The following is a 14,175-nucleotide window of genomic DNA, read 5'->3' as shown; positions in this document are numbered from 1 at the left end:
TTTAGCTGTAATTCCCAGTGAACAGGCGGCTCAGCGGACGTCCCAGATGAATGTAATCAATGGCGCGGCCGAAAACATCAGCGGATGACAAGATCTTTAATTTATCGATTTTCTTGCTTTCTGGAATTTCAATGGTGTCCAGAGTGACAATTTCTTCCAGGGCAGATTTTTCGATGCGGTCCATAGCCGGTCCGGAGAAAACGCCATGGGTACAGCCTGCTCTGACAGAAGCCGCACCAAGTTCCATGATGGCGTTCGCCCCAGCGGTAATCGTACCGGCGGTGTCGATCATGTCGTCGATCATGATGCAGTTTTTGCCTTCGACATCCCCGATGACGCCCATAATTTCCGCTTCGTTTGGTTTTGGTCTTTCCTTATCGATAATCGCAAAAGGCACGCCCAGTGCTCTGGCCAGCTTGCGGGTCCGTTTGACCGAGCCTGCGTCCGGGGCCACGACCGTCAAATTATCGAGATCTTCAGCTGCAAAATACCGCGCGATGATGCTGCCGCCGGTCAGGTGATCGAGCGGAATATCGAAGAATCCCTGAATCTGGTTGGAGTGCAGATCCATGGTCAAAATGCGGTCAGCGCCTGCGGTTGTGATCAAATTGGCGACGAGCTTTGCCGTAATCGGATCGTGGGATTTCGCCTTGCGGTCTTGTCTTGCGTAGCCAAAGTAAGGCATAACAGCGGTGATTCTGCCTGCAGATGCGCGCTTCAGCGCGTCAATCAAGATCAAAAGCTCCATCAAGTTGTCATTACAGGGCGCGCTGGTTGGCTGAATGACGAAAACGTCCGAACCTCTGACCGATTCATTAATATTCAGGCCAATCTCGCCGTCGCTGAAGTGCAGGACGTCCGCGTTGCACAGCGGCAATTCCAAATACGCTGCGATGTCTTCGGCCAGCTTTTTATTGCCGTTGCCCGTAATGATCTTAGTTCCGCTAAAATTTCCATCCATTTTTAATAAAATCCTCCAGTATAGAATCCTTTATATTTACTGCAGCTGTTGATACGCTTGAACGATTTCGCCGTCATCGATATCGCGATCGACGATGACAGATGGGTAAACCACTGCGCCTGCGCCGATATGCACCTTGCCAATTGTGATAACACCCGGATAAATTACAGCGTCCTGACCGACTGTTGTGTCGCAGCTTAAGTACGTCTGTTTCGGGTCGACAATCAGGGCGCCGGCATCCATCCATTTTTCATTGATGCGGTCCCGCATGATGGCCGCGGCTTCTGCAAGCTGCGCTTTGGAATTGACCGCGACGATATCGCGGTAATCCGGCGTCGGGAATGTGCCGACGCGCTTACCCGCCGATCTCAGTATTTCAATACTGTCGGTCAGATAATATTCATGCTGGGCGTTGTCATTGGTCATTTTCGACAGCGCCGCGCAGAGTGCCGCCGCATCGAAGCAATACATGCCGGAATTAATTTCGTGAATCTTTTGTTCTTCAGGGGTCGCATCTTTCTGCTCGACGATTTTGACAAGCTCGTCGCCGTCTTTCATCATCCTGCCATAACCGGTCGGATCGTCAAAATTCGCGGTGAGCACCGTCGCCGCGTAACCGCCCGTTTCGTGCGCCTCGACGAGTTTTTCGAGGGTCTCACTTCGAATCAGCGGAGCGTCGCCGACGAGAATCAGTACATTGCCGTCGAACCCTTCAAAAAACGGCAAGGCCTGCATGACCGCATGACCCGTGCCAAGCTGCTCGGTCTGCTCGTAGCTCACGACGTCTTTGGGCAATGCTGCCCGCACCGCATCGGCCTGATAGCCGACGATCACTGCGATGTCTTGAATGCCGGCTTCCCGGTTCGCCGCAATGACGTGATCAACCAACGCCTTCCCACAGATCGGATGCAGGACTTTAGCCTTTCGGGAGCGCATCCGCGTGCCCTTCCCCGCCGCTAAAATAACTGCTTTTGTTTGCTTCATCTTTTCCATTCTTTCCTATCCAATAATTTTAGGTTTAAAACACAAAAAGCTTAAAGCCCAATTATTTCCTATAATACCTTTTTATCTCTGAAAAGTCTACCGGATAAATTTGATTTTTGACGATAATCTTTTTGAATATTTCGCGTAATAAAAAAAGAGAAGGCGCTAACCCTCTCTTTTAACCTCACTCTTCTTCATAATCTACTTCTAACGTGTGCGACTCATTTTCCTGATCTTGATTGTTTTCTTCTTCTTTCTGCGCTTTCGCGGCTTCGTCGTACGCTGCCAGAACGGCATCCTGCATCATCTTGCGCATTTCCGATTTAATCGGATGGCAGATGTCTTTGAATTCACCTTCTGGCGTCTTGCGACTCGGCATTGCGATAAAGAATCCATTCTGTCCTTCAATTACTTTGATGTCGTGCACAACAAACTCATCGTCAAAAGTGACGGAGACAATGCCGCGCATTTTCCCAGTTGGATAGATTTTTCGGACGCGAATATCTGTGATCGTCATTTTTCGGCCCTCCTTCCGCAGTTTATCTTAATAGTCATAGCCACGCTTTTTATATGTATATGTTATCATAAAATTGGTTGGTTTTAAACCATTTTTAATTTTTTTATGAGATTTATTCTCAAAAGAAAAAATGGTGGGATGATAACCATTTGCGTTCAACAGAGCCAATTGATATAATAAACGAAAAATCTTTTGTCATATAAAGAAGGAGACAAGATTGAATATAAAAGGAAATACAATTTCAGTATCGTCAAAACACGATATGAAAAAACATTTGTCTGAAAAATTTGGCCATCCTGTTGAAACGCTGTACTTCATCGGTATCGGCGGCAGCAGCATGAGCGGTCTGGCAAAAATTGCCCTTGAGCAGGGATTTCATGTCGAAGGCTCTGATCAGGTGAATTCCAAATATACAGCATTACTCTCAAGCCGCGGAGCTGCGGTCCACATTGGCCAGAAGGCCGAAAATATTCACGACGGCATCGATCTGGTGGTCTACACCGCCGCGATCCATCCGGACAATCCGGAAATGGTCGCCGCAGACGCTCTCGGCATCCCGAAGGTTGAACGGGCCAATTACCTTGGACTGCTCTCCGAAATTTTCCCGAAGACCATCGGCGTCGCCGGTACCCACGGCAAGACGACGACCTCTTCGATGATTGCGACCATTCTCCACTGTGCAGATCTCGATCCGTCGGTCAGCATCGGCGGCAATATTCCGGTTTTCGGCGGCAACGCCGCTCTCGGTCAGAGCGATTATTTCGTCATCGAATCCTGCGAATACGTCGACTCTTTCCTGAAGACCTCCCACAACATCGGGATCATCACCAACATCGAAGAAGACCACCTCGATTATTTCAAGGGCGGCCTCGAACAGATCAAACACTCTTTCCACGAATTCGGCGAAATCATCCCGCCTGATGGACTGATGATCGCCTGGGGCGACTCTCAGGACGTGCTCGATGCGGTCAAAGGCTTGAAATGTCAAGTCGTCACCTACGGGCTCAGCGACAAAAATGACTGGGTTGCGAAGAACATCACTTACGACAACAACGGCAACCCGGCTTTCGACGCCTACCACGGCGGCACATTCACCGGCCACTACCAGTTGCGCGTTCCGGGACAGCATAACGTGCTCAACGCGCTGGCCTGCATCGCCTGTGCCGATTACCTCGGCGTCGGCACGGAAGCGATTGAAAAAGCCCTCGACCAGTTCAGCGGCGCCAAACGCCGTTTCGAGTTCCGCGGCCAGGTGGACGGCATCAACGTCTACGAAGACTACGCCCATCATCCGACTGAGCTCAAAGTCGTCATCGACGCCTGTCTGCACCACGAACACAACAACCTTTGGGTCGTGTATCAGCCGCACTCTTATTCGCGGATTTATTACCTGTTTGACGAATTTGTCGACTCCTTCAATCAGGTCGATAAGCTGATCATCAGCGAAATATATTCCAATCGGGAAACCAATGAATGGGACATCTTCCCAGAAGACTTGGCCAAACGCATCAAGCAGCGTCACCACGTGCCGTCGGTCGTCATTTCTGAATTTGAAGACATCACCAAATTTTTGACGGATAATCTCGAACAAGGCGATCTGGTACTCGTCGCCGGCGCCGGAGATATCAATAAAGTCGCCTACATGCTCGTCGACGCACTGCGTGAAAAGTATCCTGATGCGCCCTACAAGCTGCCCGAAGCATAATATTTATTCGATATATAAAATAAGAAACAAGTCGAATCAGTTCAATTAAAATTTAAAAGGAATTGACGAAATCATGAGATACGGATTGCTCTTAAATGGGAATGGCACTCAGGCGGATTTTCAGCTGGGCGCCTGGCAGGCTTTAAACGAAGCGAACCTCCATCTGGACTGGGTAGCCAGTTCGTCGATCGGAGGGATCGCTGCGGCTTTGATCGCCCAAAAGGACCGCCATCAGATTTCTCAATTCCTTTCTGACGCCGTGTTCGAAAAAATCACGGCGCTCAACGACAGTATTGCCGGTCTCTACCTGCAGTACTGGTCGGATCTCAATTTTCACGATTTTCGCCTGCAATTTTTACAAACCTTCGTACAGAAGGCCATGCCTTTAAGAAGATTATTGTCCCGCTATCTTGACGAAACCGTCATTCGGCGCTCCTCCTGCCGGTTAATTCTCATCACCATCGATCCGCAGAGTCTGAGCATCGTCAAACGCACGATCGAGGAAATTCCCACAGGACAACTCATCCCGACGCTGCTGCTCGGCGCGGTCTTTCCGGTTTTCCGCACCCAAAGAGATCAGGACGCCACTTATTTCGAATCCGGCTTTCTGTCTGAAATGCCCCTTGAAACGGCCGTCCTCCTTCCCTGCAAAAAACTCATGGCCGTCGGCTACTCCCCTGTGGAGGTCCGCCGGGCGGTGCGCAAAAATCAACGGGATTTATCTTTTTTGACGATTCAAAGTTCAGAGTATCTCGATCTGTCTGCGCCTAAGAATGCGGCGGCATATGGCCAGGACCACCATCGACATGCTAAGCTCGGTTATCTCGACACACTGAAGGCACTGAATCAGCTCACCGGCCGAAAACTCTACATCAACCCTCACGGGCCCCATCAATTTTTCGATTTGGTGGTCGCGCACATTGGTTTTCCACCGAAACTGCCGGTCGAGTGTCAGATTTTGATGGCCCTGCTCGATATTTCCAAGCCTTATACAGCGTTAGAGCAGGTCGACATTTTGGAAAAGATTCTGGCGCTGATGAATCGTTCCAGCTGGCGCAAGTCTGACAATACGATTCTCGCGATGATCGAAATGACAGCTTGGGTCGTTCATGTGCCAAAGCTTAATATTTACATGCCCGACCAATTAATTTTCGAAATTCTGGACTGGGCCGAACAAACGCTCAAACACAATGCGCCTACAATCGAGGGCACCTCAGAGCTGAGTTTCTTCGACTGCGTCCGGGCGATTGCTGTCCATCCTGAATCCTTGTCGGTCGAACAAATCAGCGCCTTCAGGGAACAGGCGGCCCCGGAACTCATTTTGAGCCTGATCACCTTCTACTATATTCAGGCCATTGCGCTAAATTTTGCATAATCGTGTAAAATATTAACTTGCCAACTGTTTTTATTCATACTATGATAAGCGTAAGAGATATTTTCATTTATAAAGCAGTGAGAGGGATTTCAAATGAACGTTAGATATCAATTTATTTCCAAACCAGACGACAACACGCTCCGCATGATCCGCGGGAAAATGCGTCCTGACCAACGCAAAGCCATGGAAGAATTCGGCGATGACGGCATCGGCGCTGTTCTGCTCGTCGAAGGCAGCATCCCAGACATGCTGTTCTGCGCAGATATCGCCGTCAAGGCCAGCGACGTCGGCGCTTACGAAATTGTCGGCAACTGCCCCCAGTCCTTTATCACCATCGGCATTATGGGCAAGATCCGCTCGGTCCAGACCGCGCTCAAGGCGATCCTCAACGAAAAGGATCATCCCAGCCGCGAAAAAGTTCTGGCCAATATTCAGTAATTACGGCATTTGCCGCCACAAAAATAAGGCTGAAGGTTTATCCTTCAGCCTATTTTTATGCACGTTTCCATGGTCAAAAAGCATAGATAACTTTCCCACACCGGGTAAGGCGTCAACGCTTCCAGAGCCTGGCGGTAAATGTCAATCTGGGTTTTGTATTTTTTCACCGCTTTTTGGCCTCCGGTTTCCCGGTCACGCCAGCGGTCGGTCTTGTAGTCTAAAAGAATCCATCCCCTTTCGCCCTTTCGCGTTTCCAAAAAACAGCAGTCGATCATCCCCTGGAGCAGCACGGAGGGCTGCGCCAAATCTGAGGCGATTTTTTCCGAAGGCATTTCCAAATCAAAGGGCCATTCCCGTTCGACCCGCTTCGCCTTTGCCATGCGCCGGCCGAGCTTCGAACCCATAAAGGCCGACGCGTGGGCGAGGCCGCCGTTTTTTTCGATCGCGTCAAATAGCGGCGCGTCGATTTGGCCCCGGCTGACCATTTCTCTGCCCTCAGCCTGAACGGCATCCAACAGCTTTTCATCTGGCACGTCTCTTAATTTTTCCAGATTCAGGTGGCGCAGCACCGTGTGGACGCCCGTCCCCAACTCTGCTGCCGAATAGGATGGCGAAGCCGCTTCCGCTTCGCGCAGAAAATCCGGTATGGGCTGGCGCTCGACGATTTTTTCAAAGGGACGCCGCTGATGGCGCAGGGTCTCAACCTCGGTCACGCTGATTTTCGACGGCACTCGCCTGCCGCTTTTTTTCGGGTAGCGCCAAGCCATTCGGCGCTCGATTTCCGAGATGTCCTGTGGCGAACAGCCTGTATCCGCCGTCGCCGGCTCTGCCATGGCCGTCGTTTCAGACGCGCCGCTGTTGCCTGTGATGATGGTATAAGCCGGGCTGTTTGCCCCGTTGGGGCTGCCCGGGCTGTAAAGGGCGAGCATGATCCAATTCAATGGCGTTCTGCAGGCTCTCAGCCGCGATGGATCGCAGGGCGCTTCCCATTTTGCTGCCGCCTTCTCCAACTTGTCGACGCTCCCCGTGATGATGAGCCGCTCCATCGCGCGGGTCATCGCGACGTAGAGCAGGCGCATTTCCTCAGCGAGATTCTCGAGTTTATTTTTCTGCACTGCGATTTGGTGCACCGCCGTCTTTCGGCGGATGCGTCTTTCGCCGTCGATGTATTCCGGGCTGATGCCGAGGTCTTTGTCTAAAATGATCGATTCCCGGCTTTCCATCAAATTAAACTGGTGCCCTGTATCAGCCAGGAAGACCACCGGAAATTCAAGCCCCTTGCTTTTATGAATGGTCATGATCCGAACGACATCGTCATTTTCACTGAGAATCCCCGGCGAATCGCTGCCGTCGGTGCGTTTCTGAACCTGTTCGACATAATCCACAAAGCGGAAAATTCCGTGAAGGGTCGACGCCTGATAATCCTGGGCCTTATCGATCAGCGCGTCTAAATTTTTCTGACGCTGCCTGCCTCCCGGCAGACTGCCGGCCCAGATGTAAAACCCCGTTTCGGTGTAGAGCTGCCAAAGAAAATCGGACACCTCCGCGCCGTAGGCCAGTGCGCGCCATTTTTTAAGCTGGTCGAGCCACTGCCGTAGTTTCATGCCAAGGGGCGTCCCCTGAGCGCTGACGGCATCCACGCATGCGTAGAACGTCTTCTCATCGCCGGCGATACGAATCTGCGCCATCTCGTCAGCAGAAAAGCCGCCGATCGGCGAAAGCATGACCGTCATGAGGGGAATGTCCTGGCGGTAATTGTCGACAATGCGGATCAAATCCAGCACCCATTCGATTTCCGGCGCGCTGAAATAAGGCGCACCGCCTTCATAATACGCTGGAATGCCCTGATTGGAAAGCATCTGCGCAATTTGCTCGCCCCGTCCGCTCCCCGTGACGCGCATCAAAATGGCGATGTCTCTGTAGCGAAGCGTTCGTGTTTCTCCAGTCTTGGCCAAGGTGATCGGCTGTCCCACCATCGCCGCAATCTGTTCGGCGATCCAAGCGCCTTCTTTTTCGAGGCGCTCGCCGCTTGACGCTTCGAAGACCCGAACCACAGTTGGCGATACCGGGCCGTCTCCCGCTGCGCCCTGCACCAGGCGCGCCTTCTCGTCGTAAGCGACCTGGCCAAATTCCGGCCCCATGATCTTTTCAAACAGCGCGTTGACACTGTCGACGACCCCTTTGCCCGAGCGGAAATTTTTTCCGAGGGTGATCAGCTGATTCGCGCTGCTGCTTTCTGTGCTGTAGGTGTTGTATTTGTCGATAAAAATCGACGGATCAGCCTGGCGGAAGCGGTAAATACTCTGTTTGACGTCGCCGACCATAAAATAATTGTCAGGTCTCAGAATCTGCGCGACAATTCCTTCCTGGAGGGCGTTGGTGTCCTGGTACTCGTCGACAAAAACCGCCTCGTAATTTTCCTGGAAGGTTTTCGCGATATTGGGCACCTTGAGGATTTTGTAGGCGTAGCGGTCGACGTCGGCAAAATCGAGAAGGCCCCGCTCTCTTTTCAGCGCCGTGAATCGATCCTCCACCGCCCTGGTCAGGGCGATAAGGTCCGCCATCGCTTCGGCCATCGTCTCGATATCGGTCTGTTCCGCCGCCGGATCCATCGCGACGGCATCTTGAAGATTCACAACCATGCCCTTGGCGTAATCCCTATGAGCCTTAACGCGGTCGCTGTCTGCTTTATTTTTGCGATTGTTTTTGTAACGGTCGAAATGCACGGCCATCAGCGCCGCTCGAAAGGTCGGCCACTCCTCCTTTTTAAGGATATCCCGCACCCCGGCAACCATCGCGGCATCTGCTCTGATCTGGGCTTCGGTTTTCGCAAAATCTGCATCCCCTTCGATGATGGCCAGGCCCTGACCAAGCTCTGCCTCAGCCGCGGCCAGATCCTGGGCACACTCGGCAGCGATCACCTGATGCCATTTGGAATGTTCAAAATCCCTGCCGCTTTGTTTTAATGCATCAATCGCCTCCCGGCACCACGCCTCGGGATCGGCTAAGGCGTTTAAAAAATGCCGCATCCGCTCGACCTGATCTTTGAGCCCCTGATCGCCCCGCGCCGAGGTGTAGCGGTCGATCAGACGGCTGAAGGCCGTCTCGCCGTCCTCCGGAATTTTCTGATAGGCCGCCTCGAAGACCTCATCCTGCGCCTGGGTGTAGAGCATCGTAAGCTCAGTGGCATCGCCGATGCGATAATCCGGGTCTACGTCGACTTCCTGAAAATACTCCCGAACGACCCGGGAGCAGAAGGCATCAAAGGTGTCGATGGACGCGGTCGGCAGAATCTGCATCTGCTCGACCAGCCAGTGCACTCGCCCTCGATCCTCCGAGTCTGTCTGCCGCAGGCTCTCGGTGAAAGCCGCGGTCAGCCGCTCTTTCATCTCGCCGGCCGCTGCCCGGGTAAAGGTTAAAATCAAAAGCGCATCGACAGGAATCTGCTCGTCGACGACCATTCGCCGGATGCGCTCAATCAGCAGCGCTGTTTTGCCCGATCCCGCTGCCGCGGAGACCAGCAGGTTTTTGTGCCGGGTCGTGATCGCCTTTTCCTGCTCAGTTGTCCATTTCATGCTTTTCCTCCTCTATCCTTTCCAGCAATTCACTCTGATCCATAGGTGCCAGGCGTCTGAAAATGTTCGGGTCGATTTCTTTGACAAATCCGCAGATTTCCCTGCAGCCGCAGTGGTCGCAAGCCCTTTCTTTCTCTGTGATGTACGGATTGGGCGCGATCCCGCCGGACAGAATAGACTGAGCGGTGTCCCGGTAGTTCTGCTGATTTTTCCACAGAATTGCGGCCATCCCCTCGGGCGCGTACCGGTATTCGGACTGTTTTCTCCCCACGGTGAAAATATTCGAGGCGCCGTCTGTCTCGCTGTCAAGGGCGGAAATGACAGCCTGATCGTCGAGAAAAATCCCCTTCATCTGAAAATGCTTCTCGGCGTCCTGCAGGGCCTCTTCGTCGGATTTGCCGGTGACGTCTGTAATGGGGTCGGCCACGTGGAAGTAAAACCCTGCCGCAGCCTCCGCATCTTCATGCTGCTTCTGGCCGTAGCGCACCGCCGCCTCAAGGTAGCCGAGCAGCTGGGGCGACAGCCCGTAATAAATATCAGCCGGTTTGACGGCGTCGGTGCCGGTTTTGTAGTCAATAACTTTATAATAACTAACGCCGTCCCGATCCATGCGGTCGAGCCGGTCGATACTGCCTTGAATGACGACGGGCTTCGCCAATCCCGCCGAATCAAGAGCGTAGGCAAAGGGATGTTCGCTGTCCACCACCTCGAATTGCCCCTTTTGGAGGTGTTCGGCGAGCATGCCCATGGTGCGCCGGCCCATCCGCCTGAGTTTGCGCCCCTGGTAATGAAAAGCCGCACTGCTGTCAAAAACAGCGCCGTGAATCCGAGCCAGGATATCGCTTAAAATACGGTCGGTCATGCGGTCCCGTTCGTCGGCGCTCAATGTCTCCAGGCGCAGGCCCGAAGCGTTCAGTTCTTTAAAGAACGCGTCGATCATGCGGTGCATCACGTTGCCGATATCCGGCAGGGTCACTTCAAAGGGCTCCCGCGGCACTGGCCGAAGCTGGGAATTTAAGAAGTAGCGCCACGCGCAGGCGCTGTACGTCCGGCAGTCTGTGGCGCTGAGCACGAGTTTCGGACCGATGAGCTGGTCGGCAATACCGTCGTCCAGCGCAAAAAACGACGGTGCCCATGCCGAAACAGCCCTGACCGTTTCCGCCGCGTCAAACCGATTCGCCACAGCCCGCACTCGCGGTGTGCTGCCGCTGGCCTGGGCGCGGGCGATGTTTTCCGTTCCGGCAAACCCTGTCACCCAGTCCCACGACTGTTCCGGATCGAAAAACAGCGTCGAATAGACCGTCATTTTGGGAAAGACGTTTAAGATTTGGTTCACGAGCCGGGAACGCCGCAGCGCTTTGCCGTCTTCCCCCTTCATGGCGTAATAAATCAAGAGCTTCTCCGTAACAGACGCCATTTGAAGATAAAGGGTGTACTGATTTTGAACCTGCAGGTAGCGCCTGTCGTTGTGGAGATCCAGTCCCACTGCCGCCATTTCGCGCCGCTCCCGCTCCGAAAGGATCGGAAACGGGCTGGCCTCCGGCGGCAGCAGCCCTTCGTTGGCGCCGATGACAATCATCACCTTTTTGCCAAGGTGACGGCTTCTGAACGGGTCCGTCACATCGACGACGTCCGGATCCTCCGGCAAAATCCCGATGTCGTACGTGTCGATGCCGTTTTTAAACACCTGCATGAAATCCCTCAGGGAACAGCGCTCGTCAGAGAGTGCCGCATCGATTTGGGTGAACACCGTCATCAGGATATTCCAAATCTGGTTGTCCGTCGACGCTTTTTCAAAGGCCTGATCGGATACCGCCGCCGCGGCGGCATCGTCCAAGGTTTTCTGAACGTCGAGCCCCTCCAGGAAAGCGAGGGCTGCCGCAATGCGCTCCCGATACGTTCTGGCCTGCTTCATGCCTTTTTCAAGGCCGAGAAGGGGCGCCATAATTTTTTCGCGGATCCCGTTGAGTTCCGAAATCGGCCGAGGCATGTCCGGCGCATCCTTTTCAAAAGGGGTGAGCCAGCGGCTGTGATCGACGCCCATGACAACAGCGTAATTTTCAAGATCCATAATGTCTTCCGCCGCGATCGGCGAGAACGGCGACTTGCCGAAGGCCATGACGTCCCGCACATCAAAATGGCGATCCACCGTCTCGAAGGCGGCAATCAAACAATCCACAAGCGGCTGGCCGATCAGCGATTTCGGCGCGTCCACAAAACACGGGATGTCGTAAAAACTCAAGACGCGGCGAATGGTGCCGCCCATGGCCTCTGGACTGCCGACAAGAATGCCGATGTCCGCGTAATGCAGGCCGCCGTCCCGAGTCAGCGCGACGATTTTCCGCGCCGCTTCTTCAGCCTCGCTCCACAAATCGCTGCATTCGCTGATTTCGATGTGCGCCGGCACATCGCCTGACGCCTTGGGAATGGCGGCAAAGCATTGGCTTTCAAGCCGCGCCAAATCCCCGGCATCCGGGTGAGCTTTGGGCGCGCCGTCGTACTGCGAGGCCAGCACATCAGCATCAATCACCTCAACGTCCTGCCCTGCGTCCCGGGCCATCGCCATCAGACGACGCTTCGTCTGCTCGGCAATTTCAAAAATGGCGCCGTCGCTGCCATTGTCGACGTCGTCGGTGATCAATGTCATGGTGACCTCTGGCGCGGCGGCGATGAGTGCACCGACAATATTAAAATCCGACTCGGAAAAAGTATGGAAGCCATCGAGATAAATAGCCGTCTCGGCGATACGTCTCGACTTCCCGACCGCCTGAGCCACAAGTTTGGCGCGGTCCGCCTCGTCAAAGCGTTCGTCACCGAGCAACCCTTCGTATGCGGTCAGGATGGTTTTGATGTCCATCAGCTTTCGACTCAGCAGGCGATCGGGATTCACCTGATCCATGGCGGCGTCGAGATCCGCCGCGTTCAGCTGATTGGCTTTAAACTCGCCGATAAAATCCGCTATTTTTTTCTGAAAGCCCCCCTGTGCCGCACTTTTCTGGTAGACCTTCAGATCCCGGCCGCAGCCGAGGACAGCCCGAGTCAAAAGCATCTGTCTGCCGTGCTCGTCCACAGCCTGTCCTTTGGGCTGTCCCGTTTCTTCAAAAACACGGGCCGCCAAACGCTTCAGGCTGAGCACATCGACACCGAGCAGCCCCTTGAGCCCGCCCTCGCGGATCAGCGCCTGCTCCGCGCCGAGGGTGAACTGTTCCGGCACAATGAGCAGAATGGGCGCGTCCGTATTTTTCAGCCGGGCCGCAATTTCCCGGTCGACAAGCTGAGTCATCGTTGGGCGCCTTTTGTCGTATCGCCCTGCAATTATTCGCAACATTTTGACTTATCCTCTTAAATTATCCTTGATTTTTATGTGATGAATGATAGAATAATTGTACCATTTATTTAGAAATTTTATCTTTGAGTCCAATTTTTACCATTCATTTCTATTTTTTATCTCTTATTTTATGATGAAAAGGCTTTACATTTTCCTTAAGATAATCTATAATACTGTTTGTGAAGGGATTCGCAATGATCTCGCGGCAGGGAGTTCGGGAGAAATTTCCTGCCGCTCAGACAATGCAATTCTATTATCATAATTTAATATTTTAAGGGGGATGGACAATGGTTCCTTATTTATCCGAATTTATCGGCACAATCATGCTCGTCGTCTTAGGGGACGGCATCTGCGCTGCCAACACACTTAATCATTCAAACTTCCAGGGTTCTGGCGCTGTATATATAATCCTCGGCTGGGGTCTTGCAGTTGGTTTGCCAGCTATGGCCTTTGGTGCACAGTCTGGCGCACACTTCAACCCATCTGTTACCATCGCGTTAGCTGTTATTGGCGGCTTCAGCTGGTCTATGGTTCCTGGCTATATCATTTGCCAGATCCTCGGCGGGATCGTCGGCGGTATCCTCGTATACCTCTACTACAAACCGCAGTTTGACGCATCATCTGAATTGGGTAATGCAGCATTAAGAGGCATCTTCTGTACAGCACCGGCTATCGACAATCCGGCAGCCAACGCTTTCTCAGAGTTCTTTGCAACAATCTTCCTGCTGTTCTTCATCAAGACTATTCCTGCAGCAGTTGGTGCAGCCGGCGCATCCGCATTTGTTGTTGCATTGATCATCATGGTCATCGGTTTCGCACTTGGTGCAACCACAGGGTTCTCTATGAACGCTGCCCGTGACTGGGGTCCGCGTATTGCTTACGCAATCTGCCCGATCAAACCTGCAGACCAGAAAGACGCTAACTGGGGATATATGTGGATCTCCGGTATCATGCCTATCTTAGGCGGTATCGTTGGCGCACTGCTCGGCAACATGGTTGCTGGCTGGCTCTAAGCTAGAGCTTAGTTCACCTACGAACTAGACACAAATATTATTTATAATTATCATTTTATTGCGACCTTTCACAAGGCTGTCTCGGAAGAGGCAGCCTTTCTTTTTTCGCAAAATTCAATTCGAAGCAAAAAAAAGCCGACTCGCGTCGGCTTATCAGACTGTAGACAAAGTCTAGGGCAAACGCTCTAGGCTTTGTTTATTATCGCAATCATTTTTCACCTGTTGCCATACAACCGTGGTAAAATAGCAATAATAGAAACAGGCCATGCATTCAGTAAG

The 14,175-nt window shown here is 52.8% G+C and carries 9 protein-coding genes; 4 read left to right on the top strand and 5 right to left on the bottom strand.

Annotated elements, in window-relative coordinates:
• Position 1 precedes the first annotated feature (1 nt).
• The 3 genes from FYJ52_RS09295 to spoVG form a co-directional block, all read right to left on the bottom strand.
• Positions 2 to 961 (bottom strand): ribose-phosphate diphosphokinase, encoded by a 960-nt coding sequence (locus FYJ52_RS09295; protein ID WP_154576948.1) that lies wholly within the window; start codon positions 959 to 961, stop codon positions 2 to 4.
• A 36-nt stretch (positions 962 to 997) separates the two neighbouring features.
• On the bottom strand, positions 998 to 1,945 hold the full coding sequence (locus tag FYJ52_RS09290) for a bifunctional UDP-N-acetylglucosamine diphosphorylase/glucosamine-1-phosphate N-acetyltransferase GlmU (protein ID WP_235901591.1): 948 nt from the start codon (positions 1,943 to 1,945) through the stop codon (positions 998 to 1,000).
• A 184-nt stretch (positions 1,946 to 2,129) separates the two neighbouring features.
• The gene (gene spoVG, locus FYJ52_RS09285) at positions 2,130 to 2,462 is read right to left on the bottom strand and encodes a septation regulator SpoVG (RefSeq protein ID WP_154576946.1); all 333 of its coding nucleotides are present in this window, start codon (positions 2,460 to 2,462) and stop codon (positions 2,130 to 2,132) included.
• 217 nt (positions 2,463 to 2,679) lie between these two features.
• On the opposite strand from spoVG, the gene murC reads away from it, so the two are divergent.
• The 3 genes from murC (at position 2,680) to FYJ52_RS09270 (ending at position 5,980) form a co-directional block, all read left to right on the top strand.
• Positions 2,680 to 4,167: a UDP-N-acetylmuramate--L-alanine ligase gene (gene murC, locus FYJ52_RS09280; protein ID WP_235901590.1), complete on the top strand. Its 1,488-nt coding sequence runs from the start codon at positions 2,680 to 2,682 to the stop codon at positions 4,165 to 4,167.
• Between the two features lie 73 nt (positions 4,168 to 4,240).
• Entirely contained in the window at positions 4,241 to 5,542 is a 1,302-nt protein-coding gene (locus FYJ52_RS09275; protein ID WP_154576945.1) for a patatin-like phospholipase family protein, read from the top strand.
• A 93-nt stretch (positions 5,543 to 5,635) separates the two neighbouring features.
• Positions 5,636 to 5,980, top strand: a complete 345-nt coding sequence (locus FYJ52_RS09270) for a BMC domain-containing protein (RefSeq protein WP_154576944.1) — start codon at positions 5,636 to 5,638, stop codon at positions 5,978 to 5,980.
• A gap of 44 nt (positions 5,981 to 6,024) precedes the next feature.
• Here FYJ52_RS09270 and addA read toward each other — a convergent pair whose 3' ends face one another.
• Positions 6,025 to 9,555: a helicase-exonuclease AddAB subunit AddA gene (addA, locus tag FYJ52_RS09265; RefSeq protein WP_154576943.1), complete on the bottom strand. Its 3,531-nt coding sequence runs from the start codon at positions 9,553 to 9,555 to the stop codon at positions 6,025 to 6,027.
• Positions 9,539 to 12,883, bottom strand: coding sequence for a PD-(D/E)XK nuclease family protein (locus tag FYJ52_RS09260; RefSeq protein WP_154576942.1), 3,345 nt, complete (start codon positions 12,881 to 12,883; stop codon positions 9,539 to 9,541). Before FYJ52_RS09260 ends, addA begins: the two co-directional genes overlap by 17 nt.
• A gap of 287 nt (positions 12,884 to 13,170) precedes the next feature.
• Between FYJ52_RS09260 and FYJ52_RS09255 the strand changes: the two genes are divergently transcribed.
• Entirely contained in the window at positions 13,171 to 13,896 is a 726-nt protein-coding gene (locus FYJ52_RS09255) for an MIP/aquaporin family protein (protein WP_154576941.1), read from the top strand.
• The last annotated feature ends 279 nt before the right edge of the window (positions 13,897 to 14,175 follow it).

It is taken from the genome of Pseudoramibacter porci, from assembly GCF_009696145.1.
GTDB classification, from domain to species: domain Bacteria; phylum Bacillota; class Clostridia; order Eubacteriales; family Eubacteriaceae; genus Pseudoramibacter; species Pseudoramibacter porci.
This window is presented reverse-complemented; position numbering and strand designations above follow the sequence as displayed.